Below are 24,241 nucleotides of genomic sequence, written 5' to 3' on the forward strand. Positions count from 1 at the left end.
ACTACACTCTTCTAATTTTCCGTTCGAATATATTTCCTAAACTTTGTACTCCCTGAACAACAATTACTAGAATTACAACGGTGACGAATATCGTAATAGTGCTAAAGCGTTGATAGCCATATGTTATCGCTACATCTCCAAGTCCACCGCCACCTATAGCTCCTGCCATGGCTGTAGCGCCCACTAAACCAATTGTTGCAGTTGTTATACTTAGAATTAATGACGCAAAAGCCTCAGGCATTAAAAACCTGAAAATAATTTGTAACGGCGTTGCTCCCATGGCTTTCGCGGCTTCAACAATGCCTTCATCCACTTCCAATAGCGAATTCTCCACAAGTCTTGAGATATATGGGCCAATATGAAGCACGAGTGGCACAATTGCTGCTGTCGTACCAATCGACGTACCAACAATTAGTCTTGTAAATGGAATAATCGCCACAAGCAAGATAATAAACGGAATCGATCGGAAAATGTTTACAATCGGATTCACTATAGAAAAAATAAATCTATTTTCATAAATATGACCTTTTCTTGTTACAACCAATAAAATGCCTAAGAATATTCCAATGATGCTTCCAAAAAAAAGTGAAATACTAACCATGTACAGCGTTTCCCACAAGGCGTTTAAAATGAGCTCTTTGCTTACTTCCATCCTTCGTAACCTCCTTCACTTTGACATTTTGATTCTTTATAAACTGTAATGCCCGATCAATTTCATCTTCATTTCCTATTATTTCAACAATTAAATTACCAAATGGGATGCCTTGTAACTCAGTAATATTGCCGAACAGAACGTTTATTTCCACATTAAACCTCTTCGCTGTTTTTGAAACGATAGGCTGCCCAGAGCTCAATCCCCAAAAATCAATTTTAAAAATTCGGCTGAAATAGGCATCCTCATTGAGCAATCCATAAACACTTGATGGCACTTCATCTCGAACAACCGATCGAATGAAGTTACGTGTTGTTTCTGTTCGTGGACGGGCAAAAATATCGATCACATTTCCTGATTCAATCACGCTCCCATCCTCCATCACTGCAACCCGATTACAAATTTCTTTAATCACTTCCATTTCGTGCGTGATAATTAGAATGGTAATTTTATATTCTTCATTTATCCGTTTCAACAGATTCAGGATTGATTTTGTTGTTTGTGGATCCAATGCCGATGTTGCTTCATCACATAATAAAATCGAAGGGTTTGTAGCCAAAGCACGGGCAATCCCGACACGCTGCTTTTGTCCACCTGAAAGCTGATTTGGATAGTTCATTGCTTTGTCTTCTAGACCAACAAAGCGGAGAATCTCATTAACTCGTTCTTCAATCTCTTTTTTCTTTTTTTTACTTAACAATAATGGCATCGCCACATTATCAAAGACTGTTTTGGAATTAAGTAAATTAAAATGCTGAAAAATCATGCCAATATTTTTCTTAGCTTCACGCATATCTTTTTCAGACATCTTCGCAAGATCTTTTCCTTCTACAATCACTTCACCTGAAGTAGGATATTCCAGTAGATTCACAGTTCGGATGAGTGTACTTTTTCCGGCTCCACTAAAACCGATAACCCCGAATATATCCCCTTTTTCAACGGTTATATTAATCTCCTTTAACGCTTCAATTTTCTTCTCCCCGTCATCAAAAACTTTTGAAACCCGACGAAATTCTATCAAAGTGGCCACCTCCTCTTTTTAACTAGCTTGGTATAGAAAACCCCCTAAAACGCGGGCACGACGGCTCCTTCATATTGATCTAAAATAAATTCTTTGACCTTTTCCGTCGTTAATGCATTCGCAAGCTTTTGGATGGCTTTATCGTCCTTATTGTCTGGACGAGCAACTAAAATGTTAACATATGGTGAATCCTTCCCTTCAATTATCAGTGCATCATCGAGAGGTTTTAACCCTCCTTCCAGAGCATAGTTTGTGTTAATGGCCGATGCTTCCACATCATCTAGCGAGTGAACTAAAAGAGGGGAATCGACTGGAATGAATTCTATTTTTTTATCATTTTTTGTAATGTCCTCAATCGTATAATCCCCTGACTTAAAAGCATCCAGCTCAATGATATTATTTGCCGCAAAAAGCTGTAACGATCGCGAAAAGTTTACTGGATCTTTCGGTACGGCTACTTTCGCTCCGTCTGACAATTCACCTATAGACTTAATTTTATTGGAATAGACACCAAATGGTTCAATATGTACACCCTTCACATTAACCAAATTCAAACCACTATCTTTATTTACTTGTTCTAAGTAAGGGGTATGTTGGAAGAAGTTTGCATCCAATTCTTTGTCTGCTGTTTGTTGATTCGTTTGAATACCATCCGTAGAAATCACTACATCCAGTTTCACGCCTTGTTTTTCTAAATCCGGTGCGATAAACTCTAAAATTTCTGCATGTGGTATTGAGGCTGCACTAATTTTCAAAGTCACTTCCTCATCCTTTTCTCCTTTACTCTCCGATGATGTTTGCTCATTACTTCCACAAGCTCCTAATATCAGCAATACTACTGTTAAAACCGTAACGGACAGCCATTTAATTTTCTTCAATGTTTCTCGCTCCTTTTTTTTTATCCTTTTATATTGGAATAACATATATTTATCAGCTGCTTCATGCCCGCTGGATCTTTTCTTTTCCTTCTATATGATAGTCTCTTCCCCTAGTAGAAGCGGACTCAACAACTGAAAGGATTGGATCCGTTCCGCTTCTGTTCGAAGCGGTGTATGCAAAATAAATTCATCCACTTGAAAAACCTTCTGAAGTTCCTTTAAAACCCCGTTAACATATCCTGGAGTCCCAGCAATAACACTTGCGGTCTGCTCTTCTATTTCGTAAGCTTCACCAGCCTGCTTCTCAAATGACTCAGCCTGCTCACGTGATTGAACTGTCAGCGTCCGGCCACTTTGAAGATGAACTTTAAATAGTTTTTGTTCGCTTGCCAGCTCCTCTGCTTTTTGTTGGGTAGGAGCTGCCACAACCGCTACTGATACGATAAAACGACCTTCTGGGTACTTGCTTCGGTAAGCAGAGGAAGCTTCATACAGCCTGGTATCATCACTATTAATAAATCTGGCGAATACAAAATCCATTCCGAGGTTAGCGGCTAGTTGAGCGCTGTCTGAACTTGCACCTAGCAGAAAGGTTTCTGGCTTTTCAGGCGGTATCGGTGTTGCTTGAATACCAGAGAGCAAATGATCATAATTAATTGAATTTTCAATAAACTTTCGCAACAAGGATGCACGTTCCCCAAAATCTTTTCCATCATTCACAGTTCCAAATTGTAAGGCCTTTGTTGATAAAGGAAATCCACCTGGTGCTTTACCAATGCCAAGATCTACCCTGCCCGGGGCAAGAGTGGATAAAACATGAAAATTTTCAGCGACTTTATAAGGACTGTAGTGCTGAAGCATGACACCTCCCGAACCTACACGAATGGATGTGGTTTTCGATAATAAATAAGAAATTAATACTTCCGGTGAAGATCCGGCAACTTGTTCCATATGATGATGTTCCGATACCCAAAAACGGGTATATCCCCATTCTTCAGCTTTTTGAGCTAGGTTTACGGTTTGCTTAAGTGCATCAACTGCCGAATTCCCAGGAAAAATAGGGCTTTGATCTAATATTCCAAGCTTAAAACTCATATGACTTTCTCTCCAATCATTAATACCAAGTTTACAAATCGAATTAGTTGTTTTAATGTATTTGAAATTCATCCTAACATTGTAAACAAGCACTTGACAACACCTTATTTGATAGAAAAATTTATTTATTTGATAAAAAAATTCTATCAATTGGTTATGAATTTGGAATGCCTTTGCCTAATAATTAACCACGCTCTCGCCTAGATCTATTCTTCTTACCGCTATCAGAATAGGATTCATCAATGAGAGGAAGAGAAAAGGAGAGAGGAGTCTATGAAAAGCTGGAATGAAAGAATGAAGAGTGGCTATGTATGGAAGGTAAAATGGGGGGAATGTTCACATCATGGCTATGCTTGAAATCAAGTTGGAACGAAACCTTTGGAATTACAACAACAAAGGTGCTAGGCACGAAATCGTGTCTGGCACCTTTGTAATGTATGTTCACCACTTACCATGGTTATTTAATAAATACTTGGCACTTTCAGATAAAAAATGAGCGGCTTTAATAATGGATTTTTCATCAACAGTAAAAGCTGGATGATGCCAATCTTCGTTTCCGTTTGTACCAAAAAAGGCGAAAGTACCGGGGATATGTTGAAGGTAATAAGCGAAATCTTCACCACCCATTGAAGGTTCTGGATTGATTACATGTAATGATTGCTCCAAAGCAGACCTGCGTGCCATCTCTGTGACTGCCGGATGATTAAGAAGCGCGGGCGGTCCAGGAAACCAACCAATCTCAGTTTCCTGTGAAAAAGCAGCTGCAATATGATTCACAATCGAATAAAACTTATCCTTTACTTCTTCGCGGATTGTAGATTCAAAGGTTCGAATCGTTCCTTCCAGTATTACGTCACCCGGAATTACATTCCAAGTGTTTCCACCTGTTATTCTCGTAACACTCACCACAGCACTCTCTAATGGGGATACATTCCGGCTGACGATAGTTTGAAGAGCGGTAATAAGCTGGGCTGCAGCTGTTATTGGATCTTTTCCGTTTTGAGGGATGGCCGCGTGGCTCCCCTTTCCTTGTAGAAAAATATGAAAACGGTCCACTGCCGCCATTAACGGACCATCTTTTATCCCAATGGTGCCTACAGGCAAATTGGGTTTATTGTGCAGCCCAATCACAGCCGCTACATCGTCAATTTGACCATCCTTTATAACATGCACCGCTCCGCCACCTAATTCTTCTGCGGGTTGAAAAAGCAATCGCACTGTCCCGCACAACTCTGATTGATATTCTTTTAAAAGGTAGGCAGCACCTATTGCAGCTGCCGTATGAAAATCATGGCCGCAAGCATGCATCACTCCTTTTACTTTCGAAGCAAATGGAAGCCCGGTTCGTTCCTCAATCGGAAGAGCATCTATATCCGCCCTTATGGCTACTGTCGGTCCGGGTTTTCCACCCTTTATATCTGCAAAAACACCTGTTTTCAATCCTGTATTTCGTATTTCAATGCCCTCTTCCTCGAGCCAATTTTGTATCGATTTTGTCGTTTCAAATTCTTCATTTGATAACTCCGGATATTGATGTAAATGGCGCCGTATCGATATTAAGCGCTTTTCCAGCTCTCGACTCATACAGTCGCCTCCTTCTATAAATCTAAGCGATAGCATTTTACTAAAATATCATGATTTTGAAATTCTTTCGTTCGATCCCGTTTAAAGCCAAACCATTCATATAGTTTAATGGCTTTATGCATCTTATCAGTAGAATGTAGATACAAACTGGACGCACCTTGCGATTTTGCATAATTCACACTAGCTTTTAATAATTCCTGCGCGATACCGCGTCCCCTTGATTCGGGATGAACGGCCAACAACCGAATGATTGGTGAAAAAATCCCAAGTTCCGGCTTTTCATATGCTTTTTCAGAGGACTGAAAAAGCTGTAATGTACCAAGGATATCCTGATTGCACTTTGCAACCAACACCTTATCAACATGTGGATTATCCACCGAGGATTCAATATTTTTTAAATATCCTTCCCAAGCTTCCGGGTTCGAATATTCATGTTCATATTGTTGATAACTTTCTACCAATAAGCGGCGCACCGTCTCTTTATCTTCTTCAATCAATTCATCGACCACGATTGTATTAATCATACGTCCTCCTTTGGCCCCTTTCTTTAATTGGCCCTTTCTTCTAAAACCGATAAGGAAAAATCTCTTGATATCCGGTTTAAAAATTTTCGTGTTCGCTCTTCCTTTGGAGCATTGAAAATCTCCAATGGTGACCCTTCTTCTACAATGACCCCGCCATCCATGAAAAGAACGCGATCCGATATCTCTTTAGCAAAAGTCATTTCATGGGTTACAATCACCATCGTGATGCCTTCCTGTGCAATTGCTTTTATGACAGAAAGCACCTCCCCAACCAACTCAGGGTCGAGTGCCGACGTTGGCTCGTCAAATAGAATGACCTCCGGATTTAATGCAAGTGCCCTGGCAATTCCAACACGTTGCTGTTGACCTCCTGACAATTGCGAAGGGAAATAGTTATGCTTATCTCCCAAACCTACTTTTTCCAATAACAGCTTGCTTTCCCGAATTGCATCAGCTTTCTTATATTTTTTTGTAACAATTAACCCTTCCATTACATTTTCCAAAACAGTTTTATGAGCAAATAAGTTATAATGCTGAAAAACCATCGCCGATTGTCTTCTAAGGGACAAGATTTCCCTTTTAGTCGCCTTCTTGGACTTCACCTGTATATCTCCCACTTGAACGATTCCCTCATCTGGTTTCTCCAGAAAATTCAAGCATCTAAGCAGGGTGGTTTTCCCAGATCCACTTGGTCCAAGAATGGTAACTACTTCTCCCTTGCCTATTTTCAAATTAATTCCTTTTAAAACTGGCTGCAGGTTAAATGATTTTTTTATATCTTTTAAATAAATCATTTTACTCCTCCTCGATTATAGGCATTGGCCTTTTTCTCAATTAAAAACGAAAGCCCCTCTGCAATGATTGTGAGACCCCAATAAATTAAACCAGCAGCGATAAAAGACTCCAAAAATTTCAAATTGGTGGATGCAACAATATTGGCTGCTCCTGTCATTTCTTTTTGCGATACAATGAAAGCAATGGATGACGTATGCAGAAATCCAATGAAAATATTCGTGAAATTCGGGATGGACTGAGCAATGGCCTGTGGCAAAACAATTCGCGTCATGGCTTGAAACGAATTCATACCCACGGAATAGGCTGCCTCCATTTGGCCATTGGAGACACTGATAATTCCCGATCTGAATATTTCTGATAAATAAGCACCCGCACTCAACGATAAGGCGGTTAAGACAAATAAAATAATCGGAATGGAATTAGATTGTATACCTAAATCAAATTTCTTGGAAATTTGATCGATTAATAATGGAAAACCGAAATAAATAAGCATTATGTGCATGACAATCGGTGTTCCTCTAAAGAAGGAAACATAACCATTTGCAACTTTACATAGAAATTTCACTTTATATATCCTAATCAAGGCAATAGCGAGACCGATAATAAAACCTGCAAGAAGAGGAAGTATCGTTAAGATAAGTGTGATCGGAAGTGCTTTAATAATCTCCTTGAAAGCAGTCCAAATAAATAGAATATCAATCGTCAAGCCCTTCCCTCCTCCCTTTTTTAACCAGTAACAGACACATCAACAGTTTGATGCCGATTAATGCGGTTTTCATATAGTCTGAATATTTTCTCAAACAATAGCACGACTGCATAATAGATAACAGCTAATGAGAGATAGACTTCGAGAGCATGTGCAGTTGCAGCAATTAATGTCTCTCCCCTACCCATCATATCCATTACGCCGATGGTAAAGGCAAGTGAGGTATCCTTCAAGGATCCGATAATAGAGTTTGCGATATTCGGGAAAGCAATCCGTATTGCCTGAGGAAGCACAATTCGAAAAAAACTTTGACTATTATTCATCCCAACAGAATAGGCTGCTTCCGTTTGCCCATAATCGACAGCCTTAATAGCTCCTCGGAATATTTCTGCGAAATGCGCCCCATTACTTAATGCATAAGTAATAATGACAAAATACAGAGCATCCATTCTTGAAATATCAATATTAATGAATAAAAGGATTGCAGGCAGTCCATAAAAAACTAGAAATAATTGTATTAAAATAGGCGTTCCCCGAATGAATGAAATATACAAAATGACAAATTGATTCAAAACAGGGATACGAAATAATCTCAGGATGGCTGCCGCTATCCCGATGACCATTCCTAATAAAACGGATGCTGCCAGAATTTGCAATGTTACTCCAAGATAATATATTAAAGTCGGAATGAAACCGACGATTAATGAAGGATCAAATGCTTTCCCCATGCTTTAGCACCTCCGCGCTTACTACTAACTAATTAAAATCCTACTGAATAGTCTGCGCCCAGCCACTTTTTACTTAGTTCGCTAACTACCCCATCTTTTTTCAGCTCCACAAGTGCTTCATCAATTCTCTTCTGTAAAGGCGTTTCGTCTTTTCTTAGCAAAAAGTATACTTTTGAATTAAGAAGTGGCTCACCCACAACCTTTTGCTGTGCATCTGCTTGTTCATTTAAGAAGTCGACTGCAAATGGTGTAGTAATGGTAGCATCCGCCCGACCAGTTTTGATTTGATTCTTCGTATCATCTACGCCTTGGCCAGAATAGACAATTTCAATACCGGCATTATTTTCTTTATTATACTTTTCAAGAAAAACGGCAGAGTTGCTCGTTGCACTCACTATCGCTTTTTTTCCTTTTAGATCTTTAATGGAGTGAATATCATTGTTGTCCTGATGAACTGTAACTTGAAGGGGAAAGACATTATATGGTTCTTTATTAAATAGAAATTTTTCTTTTCGTTCTTCATTCACCTCCATTTGGTGAGCAACAAAATCTATTTTGTTCGTTTCTAAACTTAATAATAGATTGGAAAATTCCATCGTTTTAAATTCAAATTCATATTCAGGCAGCTTTTCATCGATTTGCCGAACCAACTCGACATCATAACCTGTCAGCTTACCATTACTATCCAAAAAGCAAATATTCGGGAATTGCGTTCCTGTTCCGACAATGATTTTCTGAACTTTTTTATTTTTTGAATCTCCAGAACTTGATTTAGCAGTACTCGTTGTTTCTTTCGAAGAGCAAGCTCCCAAAAAAGTAAGTAGCAGTGCCATAACAATTAATATTGTTTTTTTCATCTCAAATTCCCCCGACGTTTTTAATTACTAACAATTGGTTCTTTATTTTCAATAATGCGATACAGCGTTTCATCTAGAATTTTAAGAAGATACACAATTTTTTCTCCATCGTGATCTCGTTCAGCAAAAACCTCATAGCCTCTTCTTTCATAAATGGAAACAAGCCAAGGATGACGATCAGCTGTCGCCAAATAGACGGCCGGCGCCTTCACCTGTTTCCGAAGTGCATTCTCTTCCACCCAGGTTAACAAAGTCGAACCTATACCTTTTTGTTTGTATAGCGGGTCGACTGCAAACCACCAAATGAATGGGTACGGACTGAAATGGTCAGGATCATTCCATGGATGACGAACTGTCACAGTGGAAACAATTTGACCCTCCTGTTCTAAAACATAAGTGAGATTCCGCCTAATATTATTCGTCACTAGCTGCAAATCAGCAGTCGCAGCCAGAAAGTTAATATTCAATTCTCTAATTGGTTCATAAGCCCGAAGTGTGACGTTTAGCACTTCTGGAGCATCCTTTACAGTAGCAAGACGGATTAGCTGTGTCATGATTAACTCCCCGTTTCTATAACATATTATTTACACAAGAATAGTCGGATTTACATCTGCAATTTCCCATTAATCACTCGTTCTATCTCTATTTCAAAATGTTCATTTCCATTTAAGAATAAGTCAACTTTTTAAGTCCGCTAAATTTTGTTATTGTATGCGCTCGAGTACTTTTTCAAGATAAGGTATGCCAATTTCCGTAACACTCTCATATACGTTACCTCGCCCAATTTCAATAATAGGCACATACCGAACACCATATTTGATTTCTAAAATATCTCGCCGTTCATCATGATTGGTGACATCCACCGTTTGATAAGCGATCTCCTTTTCTTTTAAGTATTGTTTAACCTCTTCGCAATAGTGACAACCTTGTTTTGACCAAACGACGACAGATAACGCTTCTCCCATTTCTTATTCCTCCTTCAATTTTTAAAATAATACATCAACTATTGATTAATCTTTTCTTTCGCATAACGATTTTCCGGGAATGGAAGCCCCAAGTTGCCTCTTAATGTTTCTGCTTCGTATTCAGTACGGTATATTCCCCTTTTTTGAAGTATAGGAATCACATAAGATACAAAGTCACTTAAAGCATTTGGAACACTTGAAGCAAAGATAAATCCGTCCGCACCCTTCTCATCGAACCATTGCTGAACCAAATCCGCCACTTTCTCGGGAGTTCCAATAAAAGAAGTCCGGGGTGTAGCCTCTTTAAGTGCTACTTGACGGAGCGTTAACTGTTTCTCCTTGGCCTCCTGTTTAATTCGATCAGTCGTACTTCGGAAACTGTTTTTTCCGATGTCTCCGAGATCTGGGAAAGGTACATCCAGTTCATATTGGGTAAAATCATGATGATCGAAGTATCGTCCCAAATAGTCAAGCGCCTTATCTATAGAAACCAGGTTAGCGAGTTCTTGATATTTGTGCTCAGCCTCTTCCTCAGTTACACCAATGATTGGCGCGATACCTGGCAGAATAACAATTTCATCAGGTTTTCTCCCGAATGCAATAGCCCTGTTTTTTACATCTTGATAAAAAATCTTGGCATCTTCCAAAGTTGGTTGACCTGTAAAGATTGCATCCGCTTCTTTAGCCGCAAGATTTTTTCCATCTTCTGATGAACCTGCTTGAAAAACGACAGGTCTCCCCTGTTTAGATCTAGCAATGTTGAGTGGTCCTTGCACGGAGAAAAATTCCCCTTGATGTTTTAATTGATGCATTTTAAAAGGATCAAAAAACTCACCGGACTCTTTATCCCGAGTAAACGCGTCATCCTCCCATGAATCCCAAAGCCCTTTGGTAACTTGTATATATTCTGATGCTATCCGATAGCGTTTGGCATGATCAGGGTGTTCTTCAATCGTTTTGTTATAGTTCAAGGCCGTACTCTCAAGAGGGGTAGTAACAAGGTTCCATCCGCCACGCCCCTGACTAATGTGATCAAGTGAAGCAAATTGCCGGGCTACAGTAAATGGCTCACTGTATGAGGTGGAAACTGTTCCGACAAGCCCTATTCTTGATGTGAAAGCAGCGAGTGCGGATAATATGGTAAGTGGTTCAAATCGATTTAAAAAATGCGGAATTGACTTCTCATTGATAAACAAACCGTCAGCAATGAAAAGTAAATCGAACTTTCCCTCTTCAGCCTTCTGGGCCTGCTCCTTATAAAATTCAAGACTAACACTGGCATCTGCTTGAATATCAGGATGTCTCCAACCAGATATACTCCCTCCAACTCCATGAATAAGCGCTCCAAATTTCAACTTTCTATGCTCAGACATCAATACTCCTCCTTTAATTAATCGGTATTTAGCTTTGCTGACATCTAGCATCTTCCCTAATTACTGAAGACTTTTTAATTTTTGCTCGTAACGTGTTACTCTTCAGATAAGGCTAATTGACGTGGACTCAACAATCGAAAAGATCGGAACCTTTCTGCTTCCTTTAAAATCGGCGAATGTAGGATAAACTCATCTACCCCGTACTTTTCATGTAAATTTGCCAAGACTTCTTTTACATAAGAGGGAGTTCCAGCAATAATATTGGAATCCTGTTCGTCTATTTCGTAAGACTCCCCAGATTGCTTCCCAAATAACTCTGCTTGCACCTGTGTTTGGACCGTAACAGAACGACCGCTTTTGAGATAAACTTTCACAATCTTCTGATCACCTGTTAACTGTTCTGCTTCTAGTTGTGTAGGAGCAGCAATCACTGAAACTGATACCTTAAAGCTTCCTGATGGATAAATACTTTGGTAAATGCGTGAAGCATCTTCGAGTACAGTCTCATTACTATTGATAAATCGGGCAAATACATAATCTATACCAAGTTCGGCCGCTAACCTGCCGCTTTCAGCACTTGCACCAAGCAGAAACATCTCTGGCTTTTTGGAAGGGAGTGGTGTCGCTTGAATGCCTGCAAGCGGGTGAGCTTCATTAACTGAATTTTCGATTATTTTTTGCAAGAAAGATAACCGCTCTTCGAAATCTTTTCCATCATTCACATTTCCAAACTGTAGTGCCTTCGTTGATAAGGGGAGACCACCTGGTGCCTTTCCGATGCCAAGGTCTACCCTGCCTGGCGAAAGATTTGATAACACGTGAAAGTTTTCCGCCACTTTATATGGGCTATAATGCTGAAGCATAACACCTCCGGACCCTACCCGAATCGATTTTGTTTGGGCCAATAAATAAGAAATCAATACTTCCGGGGAGGACCCCGCTAGCTGTTCGGCATGATGATGTTCAGATACCCAGAAACGGGTATAACCCCACTCTTCTGCATGTCTAGCCAGATTAATGGTTTGCTGTAGTGCATCAAATGCTGAAGCTCCTGGAAATATCGGGCTCTGGTCTAAAATGCCAAGCTTATAATTCATATTCTCTCCTCCGCCTTAATTCAAAGTTTGCTTATGCGAATAATTATATTTCGACTTATCCTATCACCTTAAACATGCTAATGGCAATGGTCTAACTAATAGAAAAAAATATTGTATTGATAGAAAATATCTATCAATTCGATTGTATCTGTAATGGCTGATGGTTTTTCTCAAATTTCCGAATTGATAAAAGAATGTCTTTCCATAGTAAGGGTGATTCCAACCCGTGATTTAAATGCGTTAGATAGATGTGCTGCTTTATCTTGATTAAATGTGACACATCCACTTCAACCAGAGTGCCCTGTTCTAACTCTTTTTTAATACATAAGTACGGTAAAAATCCGATACAGCTTCTGCTAAGAATTAGCGACTTCGCCACTTCCAGGTGATCAACCTGAAATTCAATGCGCGGCTCTACATTAGATACTTCAAAAATTTTATGAACGTGGTTCCAGTCAAACGCACCACACTCAAAAAACACCAACGGCTCCAATGCTAATTCCTGTACTGTTAGCTCAGTTTGAAGTTGAAATGGATGTCCTGGATACACGACTAAACGAATCGAATTATCAAGGGTTTTGTAATTTTGCAGACCACTATGTGTAACATCCTTCATAAAGGCTATATCAACCTGTTTCTGAAGCAATTTTTCCATTAATGCATCATTTGTTGCTGAAATAAATTTAAAGCGTAAATTGGGGTTTTCCTTTTTCCATAGAGGAAGAGCATATGGAATAAAGTATTGCGATGTAATGATATTAGCCCCTATGGTTATTTCCTCCAGTTCGCTTCCTGTTTTCAACTGCTTTTTCCCCTGGTGAAAGGTACGAATAATTTGATCTGCAAATGGAATGAAGGCTTTCCCTTTTTCGGTTAAAATAATCCCTCTCCCTTGCCTCTCAAATAGTACTGAATCGAGTTCACTCTCAAGGGTCTTAATTCTTGCCGAAACAGTCGGTTGTGATAAAAACATTGCCTCTGCGGCTTTATGAAAACTATTAAGGTGAACAACATACATAAAAGCTTCAATATGATCAATATTCATCTTGCCAACTCCTCTTTCCAAAATGAACGCAAAAAGCTCCTGTTCGCTTATCGCGTTCAGGAGCTTTTGGTTGTCCAATCAGCTCTTCCTCTTATAATGATTCTTTCTCCGATTTTAATCTTATAAAACCAATAAGTAAAGTGTAATTTAACTGAACAACCAACAAGTAACGATATATTTATTGCGATTTCATACAACATGATATTCAAGGAAGGTAATACTATTTATGCAGATGAAATTTTAAGGATTCTAAGTAAATAAAACTAATAATTTCATTCTCTTTCTGCCTGTTTTTCACTCCTAAGGGTGTATCTATTTTACGAATTTGTATTTCCATAAATTTTGCATAGTTTTTTTTAATTGTTTATCCCAATGGACTTGGCCGTTTCAGTCCATCCTGTCTACGTTATATTTTTTTCTCCTTATAAAAAAGAAAAGAAAGGTCATCCTAATGGAGTAGTTCAAATAATGACATAAGGAGTGAAGCAATATGCCTCAACAACAAATTGATGTCAATCAATTAAACCAAGCAAAAGCAAACGTTACCCTTACTCAAACTTTACTTAGTCAAGCAATTGAAAAATCTTCGTCGGACCCAACTTTGGCACAGGAAGCAATTAAACAAGCTGCTTCGGAAATCGCACAAGCCCAATCATATGTAAGTCAAGTATACAGTGTAGCACAAACTCAAAAAACGGAGTAAATTAAGAACAGAATGTCACATAAGCTATTTGTTAAGAGGCCTATATCCTTAAGCGGAATAGGCCTTTTAGTTACTCACAGTTTAACCTTATAAAATGGGAACGCCCCTGTTTTTCTTAAAACCACCTATTATAAGGCGGGATGCTTTGAGGGAATTTAAACGTATTAAACGGGTCATATTCAGTTTTAACTTCTCGAAGCCGTTTAAAATTCCCCCCATAATATGCTGTTGGCCAATCTTTGATTTGCCGATCAGGCCAATTCACATAGTCACCAGTCGTATACGGTGATAAGGCATTCCTTAATTCTTTGATCCAGCGTATGTTTTCCCGTTCTTCTTCAGGGTTGATCCATGTAGCTTGTACTCCTGAGCAATAATGGCGTCCCGGTAATAGAAAGCCGTTTCCATTGGGTTGACCTGGCCTGCTGCTCCTCCAAGGGATTGGTGCCAAATGGCTGCATTTTCATTTGGAGCGTTTTCCAAAAAATGCTTCATCGTCAAGATTGCTTGTTGTGAAAAAGGTTTTTCAATAAAAGATCCTGACTTCTTACGATGGCCCGGTCGATTTCCACTCGGATCATCAAAGAATCGTACAGCATCAATGTACGGGACTTCCTTTATCATGACATTTATTGGTGAACCAGTTTTCGTCAAAGGTTTTAGAAGCTGCTTTAACCTATATGACGTTCCGACAAATTCACCTTGAGCGATAATTTGATTTACTTCCTTTGACTTAAATTCTATTTCTGATGTTAGTCGTTCATCAGTGTAAGGGGCCCAATCCTGCCAGGCATTAAATATCTCTTCAAAATCTTCCCACCCCCATGTAACGGAAAAAACCGATACCCTGGATACTGGGTGAACCCTGAAAGTAAGAGAAGTGACTATGCCAAAGTTCCCCCCTCCGCCCCCGCAGCATGCCCAAAATAAATCACTATTTATTTTCCTATTTGCTTTAATGAGTTTGGCGCCCTTCTTTCCACACGCCCTTACCATTTCTATTTCAACCAGATTGTCACAAGTAAGTCCAAAGTGCCTCGTTAACATACCGATTCCACCGCCGAGCGTAAGTCCGACAAGACCCACATTGCTTTCGGTTCCAGCCGGAATCGTCGTGCCATATTCCCATAACTTATTATATACTTGCCCTAAATCAGCACCGGCTTCAATTTTTGCGATCATTTTTTCACGATTGACCTTGATCTTGTACATTTCACTAATATCAATGATTAGACCGCCATTTACCAATGAAAAATTTTCATAACTATGCCTGCCGCTCCTAACCCGGAAAGATGTATGATTTTCCCGGGCCCACTTCAGTGAATTCAACACATCTTTGGAATTTTGACAAAACACAATGATCTTTGGGAATTTAGGAAAACTTAAATTATTATTTATCCTGGCATGCTCGTACTCAGCATCATTAGGTGTAACGATACGCCCGGTAAGCTTTGTCCTTTCCAAAATATAACCCCCTTTCTCAGATGATGCAGGGAAGATGTTATATACTATGAAAAATCTTTAGGAAAAGACACATTCTATAGGCGGGAAAGGGTTTCAATTAATCTAATTCTTACTTTTACTCCAACATCCGTACCTTAAAAAGTAGGATATAATTTTTTTCTATATGATAGAGCATAATTAACTCGCAAGTTTTCATGATTTACTCGTGAATTCCACCAATTTACTCGCAAAGACGAAAAAAAGACCCAAGCTCAAGCAGCATCCATTGGAATTCCATTATACAAAATTCAGTATCCTTTATATGATGGAAAAGGTTTTGAAAAGGGCCTTATTGACCCCGTGGATTTTTTTGGAAACGGAGGTATCTTACAAATTGCATTTGGAAACCTTTTTCTGGAGGATTGTATCGAGTACAAAAAGAACTTAGTTGAGTCTAATAGTTATGAACTAATCCTTTCTTTAGCCGGAATCAACACGAAACAGATAGTCCAGGAATTTATTGATTTAGGGTATAAAGCAAAAATTGTCAGCATTCGTTTAGATAAACCCGTCCTTCTTTTTTTGGACGAAATCTGGACCAAAAATTTATGGAAAATTCACCAGAGGATGTTGGTCCATGTGGTGAGTTTGGTGAATATCACTCATTCGTATATAACGGAGACATTTTCTCTCATCAGATACGACTAGACTTGGGAGATGAAATGTTTGTACTTCCTGCCAATCCCTTATTCAGCGAGATTCGCTATAAACGTGTGGTAAAAGTTTGAATTTTTCATTAATATTGTCAGGTGTCCCAATTTGCGAACACTTTTTAATAAATAAAAAAAACATGGTCATAAAGTAACCATGTTTTCTTTTTACCCATATAGCTGTGTCTACACTAATAGTTATTTATTGATAAATTCTTTGTTGATTTTTTCGGCCTCAGCCATGTATTCTGTTTTAATCCCGCTCTTAACTCCCCACCAATAGAAGCCAAGTGCCAGACATGCGATGACCACCATATCCCAGCCAAATGTAAGAATATTTTTTCCGCCGAACTTCTCACTTCCAATATAAGAAATCAAAATCATACAACCTAAGTAAAGAAGCATCCAAACACCTGATAAAAATTGTTTTTTGAATCCATTCCATTTATTTTTAGCTTGATAATAAAAGTAAATAGGTAGTCCAATGGCAATGATGAAAACGACTTCTCCTGTTAATGGCCAACGCGCCCAGTATAAAGTAAGCGATGCAAAAACAAATCCACAAGGTGCAATAATAGAAGCACCTTTTAAGTGAAATGGACGGTTAAAATGAGAAGCAGTACGTCTTAATGTTGCCAATGCAACTGGCCCCATGATATACGAAATAAGTGTAGCAACTGAAATCACTTCAGCAAGTACGCCCCATCCGCGGAATAAAAATAAAAAGATAAAACATACGCATAAGTTTAATAACATCGCTGGACGAGGAACACCATAAAGTGGATGTAATGTACCAAAGATATTCGGTAAGTACCCATTTTTCTGCATTCCATAAAGCATTCGCGAAGTTGTAGCTGTATAAGTGGCACCTGAACCAGAGGGTGATACAAACGCATCTACATACAATACAATAGCTAACCAGTTAAGACTAAGAGCAATTGCCAAATCTGCAAAAGGTGAATTAAAATTCAGATGACTCCATCCGTTCACGATCATAGACGGATCGACTGCACCGATAAAAACAACTTGTAAAATAACGTATATAAAACCTGCAATTAGAATAGACCCAATAACAGCAATAGGTATAGACTTATTCGGCGACTTCGCTTCTCCTGCCATATTAACGGGACTTTGAAATCCGTTAAACGCAAACACTATACCAGAAGTAGCTACTGCTGTTAAAACGCTTGCCCAACCATATGGTGCGATTCCTTGAGAACTTGTAAAGTTTTCACCATGAAATCCAGCAAAAAATAACGATCCTGCCATTACACCTGGAACAATTAATTTAAAAATAGTAATAAATGAATTTGCCTTAGCAAAAAGGTTAACTGTCCAATAATTGACGAAGAAATAGAACAATAGTAGTAAAGAAGCTATGAATAATCCTTTGGTCGTCAAGATATTGTTATCAACTAAAGAATGAGACCATCTGGCCCATTCCCAAGGCCACGTACTCATATATTGTACCGAAGCAATTGCCTCAACGGTAATAGTCGAAGCGATGGATATCCAGTTCGCCCACGCAGCTAAAAATCCAATAAAAGAGCCATGAGAATATTGAGGATACTTAACCATACCTCCAGCTTCAGGAAACATTGCCCCAAGCTCTGCGTAAGATAATGCAATAAATAAAATTACAAGCATACCGATAATCCAAGAAAAAATAGCTGCTGGTCCAGCAATCTGGGCAGCTTTCCACGCTCCGAACAACCAACCTGAGCCGATAATAGAACCTATACCTGTCATAGTTAAAGCAAAAGTCCCCATCTTTCTATGCATATTACTCATCTCTACCTACACCTCTTCCTAGGAAAATAAAAAACACTTGATCTATAAATCAAGTGTTTGCCCAGGCGCGCGGCTTATACTCTATATGCTCCCCCATGGTACTCCATGTTGCGCCAGTTACATATAGGAAAATAGCTTTTTTTTTAGTATATAGGATTATTTTGAATTTCACAACACTTGAAAAACATTTATATTTTATCTATAATCTTATTTATCTTTCGTAATTTCCTATCTATATTCATTTTAATTTGAAAAAAACAGGTGAATTAAGGTTTAAAAAACAAACATTCGATTTACAGAACACATGCTACATCAATATAATCATTTTCCCTTTAACATTATACTTGAAAATCTTTAAGAGCTTATACGTGCAAAATAAACCGTTCATATTTTACAAATTATATCCAAACATTCACATAGAGGCAATGCACCAGGTAGTTAAAATTTTATTGGATCTAACAGAGGAAATTCTTGAAATCCTCCATACCTTTATTGAGCATTTTTCTACAATAACTGTTCTTTTCTTCCTCAAAAAAAAGTCATGCACAAGTTGGGAAAATGCCTGAGGGAAGAAAATCTCTCTTTGCTTTGTCCACAATTTATGCACAACTTTAATTAGTGTCTATTATATTTAAGTATGTTAACGTTTCCTTAAACAAGATGATGTCCCTATATCCTTATAAAAGAATAACTCATCTTTTTATTGAAATGGCACGAGGCTTCTAACTGGAAATCTCATCATCGGATTTAACATCCAATGGTGTTCGTTTATCCATTTTCAGCATGTAATAACTTGCCACGACCAAGGCTAGGAAAACGATCCCGACAACCAAGGAAATCCGGGTACTCGGATTGAACCACATACCCACCAGCACCATCAGCAAAAAGGCTATTGTCGCATAGTTACTGTATGGGGCCAACGGCATTTTGAACGGATGCTTCTCCATTTCAGCGGCATTTACCTTTCTGAATTTAAGCTCACTGATAAGCAAGACAAACCATGGAATCATCCCGGGCAATACACTCGCACTGTACACATAAAGGAATAATTGAGGCGGTGCAAGGTAATTCAGGATAACCCCGATGCCCAATCCTAATAGTACAGCGATCGTACAATAAGCCGGCACTCCATTTTTAGATACTTTGGCAAAGATTTTCGGTGCCTGGCCGTTCAATGCCAGTGTGTAAAGCATACGCCCTGCACTGAAAATACCACTGTTGCATCCAGACATTGCCGCAGTGATTACTACAAAGTTAATGATGCCTGCCGCCGCAGTGATACCGACTTTAGCAAAGGTTGAAACGAATGGACTTCCGATATCATCTAGTTTATCCCAAGGATAAACCGTCACGATGACGAATATGGCACCAATATAGAAAATTAAAATGCGCCATATGATTGATTGGATCGCTTTTGTTACGGTCTTCGTTGGATTTTTTGCTTCTCCGGCTGTGATGCCGATAAGCTCAACGCCTTGATAGGAAGCCACGACAAGCGAAAGCGCAAAGAAGAATCCTGTCCATCCTCCCGTAAAGAAGCCGCCATTTGCCCATAGATTCGATAATCCAATCGCATCCCCGCCATTCCCTATTCCAAAGAAGATAAGGCCAAGGCCGGCAATGATCATCAATACAATCGTTATGACTTTTATAAGCGCAAACCAGAATTCAAATTCCCCGAAGGATTTAACGGAAATGAGGTTGGCAGCCCCCAAGATGATCATGGCGACCACACCTGGTATCCAAGCCGGTAACTCCGGGAACCAATATTGCATATACAACCCAACCGCGATGATTTCGGACATTCCGACGATTACCCATTGAAACCAATTGCTCCAAGCAGTCATATAACCTGCCAAAGGATGTATATAGCTGCTTGCAAAGGTTGCAAAAGAACCTGTAGTCGGTTCTAAATATAGCATCTCACCCATAGAACGCATGATGAAAAATATAAAAATGCCTGCGATGGCATAAGCAAGCATTACAGAGGGCCCGGTCCATTTGATCGTGCTGGCCGACCCCATGAATAACCCGACACCGATGGTTCCGCCCAAAGCTATCATTTGAATATGACGTGCTTCCAGCCCTCTCTTTAATTCCTTGTTTGACATGATAAACTCCCCCAGGTGCAATATCGGTAATGCTTTTCTATCCTTACCACGAATGACTCTCCATTAATTATTGCGGTTAGAAATGCTTTATCGTAATCAATATTACATAACACTTCAATTTTATTTTCTTATCTTATAATAGTAAATATTCTGTAAAAATACAATTGTATTTTTGAAAAAAACAGTTACCAAATATATCTTGGCGATTTCCCCAATCTAAAAATATCATTTTAAAAAAATGATGTTCAGTATTTCATAATAGTGATAATTCAAAATGAGTAGAAAACAATCACTAGTGCTTAAACCTTTACAAGTAACGTTCATTATAAAATCGCCTATAATGCCTGTTTCCCCTTTAAAAATTTGTTGACCTACCGAATAATAGATGATAGAATTCCAATATTATTTTATAAGTATAATGAATGATCCAGCAGTGGAAGATTATCACTGACTGACATTTCTTCACAACCGCATACAAGCAAGCGATGAATGCTATGGATGACACTATAGCAGGAGCAGCTTCTGGAGAGACTGTACAAGATGCAGCGCCGAAGGATTCACAATCTCAGGCAAAAGGACAGAAGAGTAACGAATGATAAATTGTTATTCTGAACCCTTTAAGAGATTGGTATTATCCAATCTCTTTTTTTATTGTCCATTTTGTGATTGGACTAAAAACAACATCTTTAAAACCAATGGGAAAGGCAAGCTGGGCGAAAAAATCACGTCCCTCTCCAAGACCATGCAGATTGAAATCATTCACTACCAAGACCATAAAAGACGGGGGAGTTCGAATTGGCTAAACAGGAATTAAAAAGAGATTTAAAAAATCGACATGTACAACTGATTGCAATAGGAGGAACCATTGGCACCGGTTTATTTTTAGGTTCCGGAAAAGCCATACAATTGGCGGGACCTTCCATTTTATTTTCCTATCTGATAATAGGGATTGCCTTGTTTTTTGTGATGAGGGCCCTAGGGGAATTGCTCTTATCCAATGCAGGGTATGCATCATTCACTGAATTCGCAACCGAATATGTCGGTCCATGGGCTGGCTTCGTGACAGGTTGGACATATTGGTTTTGTTGGATCATGACCGCAATGGCCGATATCATAGCTGTCGGTGTCTATATACAATATTGGTATGATGTCCCTCAATGGATTCCGGCACTAATATGCCTGGTCATTCTGTTAGGATTGAACCTATTGACCGTTAAGATATTTGGCGAATTGGAATTCTGGTTTGCCATCATTAAAGTAATCACGATCATCGCCTTGATCATCGTAGGAATCTTTCTTTTGATCATCGGTTTCAATACCGATACCGGAACTGTTTCCCTAACGAACCTATGGAATCATGGTGGCATGTTCCCCAATGGCATTTCCGGATTCCTATTATCTTTACAGTTGGTCGTCTTCTCATTTGTCGGTGTCGAATTGGTCGGGGTATCCGCAGCAGAAACGGCTAACCCGAGAAAGAACATTCCATCTGCCATCAATAAAATCCCTGTCCGGATTTTACTTTTCTATGTTGGTGCTATATTCGTCATTCTCTGCGTCAACCCATGGACACAACTGGATGCCACGAGCAGCCCATTTGTAGAGGTCTTTGCGTTAATCGGCATTCCAGTCGCTGCAGGGATCATCAACTTCGTCGTTTTGACATCCGCTGCTTCGGCATGCAACAGCGGTTTATTTTCAACAAGCAGAATACTCTATACGTTAAGCAGGAATGGCGAAGCCCCTGCTAAACTGGAAAAATTAAATAAACAGGCGGTTCCGAGCAATGCCTTATTAACATCTACAATCGTTGTATCAATAGGGGCATTATTAAGCATGCTGATACCGGAAAATGCATTTACCGTCGTAACGACCATCAGTGCCATCTGTTTCATATGGGTATGGAGCATTATCTTGATCTCCCATATCAAGTATTCAAAAACAAGGCCTGACCTAAGAGCCGAATCGACTTTCAAGGCTCCTTTTACACCCTTTGTCAATTACGTCATTTTAGGATTATTCCTGTTCATCCTTATTGTTATGCTATTCGCTGAAGCTACACGACTATCACTGCTCTTGACCCCAATATGGTTCATACTCTTGGTGATACTATATAACTATCGAAAAAAAAGATAGCTAATGCAAATAAAGCCTTGAACTCAATATGAATTCAAGGCTTTATCCGTTTTATGAAACACGTCAGGGTTCGGCTGTCTGCGCGTTGTTGCTAAAATATATCAGGCAACTGCATTAAATTTTATATCAAAATAGTGTAAGCTAATATATATTATCGGACCTTCTTAAAGAAGGTCAATCTATCATGTATGAATTTTTCATCCCGGTTTGGTCCACCCATCCATCAGTGGCATTGAAGAATAAACCCCCATTGGTGGACGTTTCACTTTATTTTAAACGGAGGGGTTTGTTTAATGAAGATTATATATATTCTTACTCTAGTTCCTTTTATAGGCATACTAGGATTTCTACCTTTTGTTAATAGAATAGAACCATATGTATTAGGGATGCCTTTCAATATGTTCTGGATGGCTATGTGGGTGGTCCTTACCTCTGCCATACTGGGCATCATGTATAAACTGGATCCAAGGAATCGGGAAGGTGACCAGGAATGAATATTGCTCTCTTAATCATTTTAGCATTTTTACTTCTATCGATATTTTTAGGCATACTCTCTTCAAAAGGAAAAGATATGGACTTGGAACAATGGACGGTGGGCGGACGTGGTTTTGGTGCGATCTTCGTCTTTCTGCTGATGGCCGGGGAAATCTATACGACCTTCTCCTTCCTTGGCGGCAGCGGCTGGGCTTATGGCAAGGGTGCACCCGCTCTATATGTACTAATTTACATTACTTTGTCTTACGTATTATCCTATTGGCTCCTACCGGAAATTTGGAGATATGCCAAAGAAAATAAACTGATGTCTCAATCCGATTTTTTTGTAAGCAAATATAAGAGTCCTAGTTTAGGAATTTTGGCTGCGCTTGTAGGTGTGGTGTCGATGATTCCAGTGATCGTCGTGCAGCTGAAAGGATTGGGGATCATTGTCTCAGAAGCATCTTATGGTGCCATCTCAATGTCTGAGGCAGTTTGGATGGGGGCAATCAGCCTTACCATTTATGTGATGATTTCCGGTATACACGGTTCAGTTTGGACAGCGGTCATTAAAGATATCATGATGGTCGCCATAATAGGATTCTTAGGGATTTATCTGCCGATTCATTACTTTGGCGGATTTCAGCCGATGTTTGAAGCGATTGATGCGGTCAAGCCTGGTTTTTTAAAGTTCCCTGATCAGGGTCTTAGCGTATCATGGTTTATCTCCACCGTAATATTGCTCGTATTCGGTTTCTATATGTGGCCCCAAGTTTTCAGTGCTGTTTATTCAGCACGCAGCGGCAAGGTATTTCGAAAAAATGCCATCATCAGCCCTTTATATACACTCATGCTATTATTCGTCTTTTTCGTTGGGTTTACTGCTATATTGAAAGTGCCCGGACTCGTTGGGGCAGATGCAGACCTCTCATTGCTGCGCCTTTCGATCGAGACCTTTGATCCATGGTTTATAGGCATAATCGGCGGAGCTGGATTGTTGACCGCATTGGTGCCTGGATCCATGCTTTTGATGAGCGTCGCTACACTGCTCGCGAAAAACGTCTATAAGGAATTTGCACCTGCAGTATCCGATCGCCACGTTGTACGATTGGCAAAGTTCCTTGTTCCAGTCATTGCCCTTATAGCCGTCTACTTCACCTTAAACGGCGGCGAAACGATGTCAGCATTAATTCTTATGGGATACAGTCTCATCACACAGCTATTCCCGTCCCTTCTCTTTAGTCTGAAAAGGAATAATCCGATCAATAAATTTGGCGCAATCGCCGGCATCATCACAGGATTGGCCATCGTAATCTGCATTACACTCAGTCATTCGACAATAGGGACCTTGTTTCCATCCTTGCCGCAAGCAGCGAAAGATTTGAATGTGGGAATCATCGCATTGGCAGTCAATTTCATTGTGATGATCACAGTAAGCCTTGCTTCCAGAAAGCACACGGTTCAGTTGGAACCTAAAACCGTTAACGATATATGAAGCACTCTCTGATGCTGATTATTTTGGATAAAGAAACATTAGAAATCGAGTAGGAGGA

Annotated in this window: 21 protein-coding genes, 1 pseudogene and 2 riboswitches; of the genes and pseudogenes, 4 read left to right on the forward strand and 18 right to left on the reverse strand. The window is 39.4% G+C overall.

What is annotated here, in order from left to right; translation table 11 throughout:
• Nucleotide 1: 1 nt before the first annotated feature.
• The 15 genes from QFZ73_RS07845 to QFZ73_RS07915 all read right to left on the reverse strand — a co-directional run bounded on the left by QFZ73_RS07845 (nucleotide 2) and on the right by QFZ73_RS07915 (nucleotide 13,320).
• Nucleotides 2–652 (reverse strand): methionine ABC transporter permease, encoded by a 651-nt coding sequence (locus QFZ73_RS07845; protein ID WP_307264962.1) that lies wholly within the window; start codon nucleotides 650–652, stop codon nucleotides 2–4.
• Complete coding sequence (locus QFZ73_RS07850; RefSeq protein WP_307264965.1) at nucleotides 594–1,673, reverse strand: methionine ABC transporter ATP-binding protein; 1,080 nt, start codon at nucleotides 1,671–1,673, stop codon at nucleotides 594–596. The genes QFZ73_RS07845 and QFZ73_RS07850 overlap by 59 nt, the downstream gene beginning before the upstream one ends.
• 44 nt (nucleotides 1,674–1,717) lie before the next feature.
• On the reverse strand, nucleotides 1,718–2,551 hold the full coding sequence (locus tag QFZ73_RS07855) for a MetQ/NlpA family ABC transporter substrate-binding protein (RefSeq protein WP_307264971.1): 834 nt from the start codon (nucleotides 2,549–2,551) through the stop codon (nucleotides 1,718–1,720).
• A gap of 90 nt (nucleotides 2,552–2,641) precedes the next feature.
• Complete coding sequence (locus tag QFZ73_RS07860) at nucleotides 2,642–3,646, reverse strand: LLM class flavin-dependent oxidoreductase (protein ID WP_307264974.1); 1,005 nt, start codon at nucleotides 3,644–3,646, stop codon at nucleotides 2,642–2,644.
• Nucleotides 3,647–4,087: 441 nt separating this feature from the next.
• Nucleotides 4,088–5,230 carry an amidohydrolase gene (locus tag QFZ73_RS07865; protein WP_307264976.1) on the reverse strand — a complete coding sequence of 381 codons (1,143 nt, stop codon included), beginning with the start codon at nucleotides 5,228–5,230 and terminating at the stop codon, nucleotides 4,088–4,090.
• 14 nt (nucleotides 5,231–5,244) lie between these two features.
• Nucleotides 5,245–5,754: a GNAT family N-acetyltransferase gene (locus QFZ73_RS07870; RefSeq protein WP_089362828.1), complete on the reverse strand. Its 510-nt coding sequence runs from the start codon at nucleotides 5,752–5,754 to the stop codon at nucleotides 5,245–5,247.
• A 23-nt stretch (nucleotides 5,755–5,777) separates the two neighbouring features.
• Nucleotides 5,778–6,548, reverse strand: coding sequence for an amino acid ABC transporter ATP-binding protein (locus QFZ73_RS07875; protein ID WP_307264981.1), 771 nt, complete (start codon nucleotides 6,546–6,548; stop codon nucleotides 5,778–5,780).
• A complete protein-coding gene (locus tag QFZ73_RS07880; protein ID WP_307264985.1) occupies nucleotides 6,545–7,255 on the reverse strand; it encodes an amino acid ABC transporter permease in 711 nt (236 codons plus the stop codon). The genes QFZ73_RS07875 and QFZ73_RS07880 overlap by 4 nt, the downstream gene beginning before the upstream one ends.
• A 20-nt stretch (nucleotides 7,256–7,275) precedes the next feature.
• Nucleotides 7,276–7,983: an amino acid ABC transporter permease gene (locus QFZ73_RS07885; protein ID WP_307264988.1), complete on the reverse strand. Its 708-nt coding sequence runs from the start codon at nucleotides 7,981–7,983 to the stop codon at nucleotides 7,276–7,278.
• A 32-nt stretch (nucleotides 7,984–8,015) separates the two neighbouring features.
• Nucleotides 8,016–8,840: an amino acid ABC transporter substrate-binding protein gene (locus tag QFZ73_RS07890; protein WP_307264991.1), complete on the reverse strand. Its 825-nt coding sequence runs from the start codon at nucleotides 8,838–8,840 to the stop codon at nucleotides 8,016–8,018.
• Nucleotides 8,841–8,860: 20 nt separating this feature from the next.
• Nucleotides 8,861–9,394, reverse strand: a complete 534-nt coding sequence (locus QFZ73_RS07895) for a GNAT family N-acetyltransferase (RefSeq protein WP_307264994.1) — start codon at nucleotides 9,392–9,394, stop codon at nucleotides 8,861–8,863.
• Nucleotides 9,395–9,544: 150 nt separating this feature from the next.
• On the reverse strand, nucleotides 9,545–9,805 hold the full coding sequence (locus QFZ73_RS07900) for a glutaredoxin family protein (protein ID WP_251435514.1): 261 nt from the start codon (nucleotides 9,803–9,805) through the stop codon (nucleotides 9,545–9,547).
• 38 nt (nucleotides 9,806–9,843) lie between these two features.
• The gene (locus tag QFZ73_RS07905) at nucleotides 9,844–11,178 is read right to left on the reverse strand and encodes an LLM class flavin-dependent oxidoreductase (protein WP_307264998.1); all 1,335 of its coding nucleotides are present in this window, start codon (nucleotides 11,176–11,178) and stop codon (nucleotides 9,844–9,846) included.
• A gap of 95 nt (nucleotides 11,179–11,273) precedes the next feature.
• Complete coding sequence (locus QFZ73_RS07910; RefSeq protein ID WP_307265001.1) at nucleotides 11,274–12,275, reverse strand: LLM class flavin-dependent oxidoreductase; 1,002 nt, start codon at nucleotides 12,273–12,275, stop codon at nucleotides 11,274–11,276.
• 133 nt (nucleotides 12,276–12,408) lie between these two features.
• Nucleotides 12,409–13,320, reverse strand: coding sequence for a LysR family transcriptional regulator (locus tag QFZ73_RS07915; RefSeq protein WP_251435508.1), 912 nt, complete (start codon nucleotides 13,318–13,320; stop codon nucleotides 12,409–12,411).
• A gap of 490 nt (nucleotides 13,321–13,810) precedes the next feature.
• Between QFZ73_RS07915 and QFZ73_RS07920 the strand changes: the two genes are divergently transcribed.
• Nucleotides 13,811–14,023 (forward strand): hypothetical protein, encoded by a 213-nt coding sequence (locus QFZ73_RS07920; RefSeq protein ID WP_144550500.1) that lies wholly within the window; start codon nucleotides 13,811–13,813, stop codon nucleotides 14,021–14,023.
• Nucleotides 14,024–14,138: 115 nt separating this feature from the next.
• Here QFZ73_RS07920 and QFZ73_RS07925 read toward each other — a convergent pair.
• The 3 genes and pseudogenes from QFZ73_RS07925 to QFZ73_RS07935 all read right to left on the reverse strand — a co-directional run bounded on the left by QFZ73_RS07925 (nucleotide 14,139) and on the right by QFZ73_RS07935 (nucleotide 20,078).
• Nucleotides 14,139–15,487, reverse strand: a pseudogene (locus QFZ73_RS07925) (FAD-binding oxidoreductase).
• Between the two features lie 887 nt (nucleotides 15,488–16,374).
• A complete protein-coding gene (locus tag QFZ73_RS07930; RefSeq protein ID WP_251431639.1) occupies nucleotides 16,375–17,967 on the reverse strand; it encodes a glutamate/serine transporter AimA in 1,593 nt (530 codons plus the stop codon).
• Between the two features lie 52 nt (nucleotides 17,968–18,019).
• A riboswitch (ZMP/ZTP riboswitch) is annotated at nucleotides 18,020–18,098 on the reverse strand.
• A 591-nt stretch (nucleotides 18,099–18,689) separates the two neighbouring features.
• Nucleotides 18,690–20,078, reverse strand: coding sequence for an amino acid permease (locus tag QFZ73_RS07935; protein ID WP_251431636.1), 1,389 nt, complete (start codon nucleotides 20,076–20,078; stop codon nucleotides 18,690–18,692).
• Nucleotides 20,079–20,590: 512 nt separating this feature from the next.
• A riboswitch (glycine riboswitch) is annotated at nucleotides 20,591–20,669 on the forward strand.
• Nucleotides 20,670–20,873: 204 nt separating this feature from the next.
• Between QFZ73_RS07935 and QFZ73_RS07940 the strand changes: the two genes are divergently transcribed.
• The 3 genes from QFZ73_RS07940 to QFZ73_RS07950 all read left to right on the forward strand — a co-directional run bounded on the left by QFZ73_RS07940 (nucleotide 20,874) and on the right by QFZ73_RS07950 (nucleotide 24,183).
• The gene (locus QFZ73_RS07940) at nucleotides 20,874–22,214 is read left to right on the forward strand and encodes an amino acid permease (protein ID WP_307265011.1); all 1,341 of its coding nucleotides are present in this window, start codon (nucleotides 20,874–20,876) and stop codon (nucleotides 22,212–22,214) included.
• A gap of 293 nt (nucleotides 22,215–22,507) precedes the next feature.
• Entirely contained in the window at nucleotides 22,508–22,708 is a 201-nt protein-coding gene (locus QFZ73_RS07945) for a DUF3311 domain-containing protein (RefSeq protein ID WP_125161884.1), read from the forward strand.
• Nucleotides 22,705–24,183: a sodium:solute symporter family protein gene (locus QFZ73_RS07950; protein WP_307265014.1), complete on the forward strand. Its 1,479-nt coding sequence runs from the start codon at nucleotides 22,705–22,707 to the stop codon at nucleotides 24,181–24,183. The genes QFZ73_RS07945 and QFZ73_RS07950 overlap by 4 nt, the downstream gene beginning before the upstream one ends.
• Nucleotides 24,184–24,241: the final 58 nt, after the last annotated feature.

This window comes from Peribacillus sp. V2I11 (assembly GCF_030817135.1).
Classification (GTDB): domain Bacteria; phylum Bacillota; class Bacilli; order Bacillales; family DSM-1321; genus Peribacillus; species Peribacillus simplex.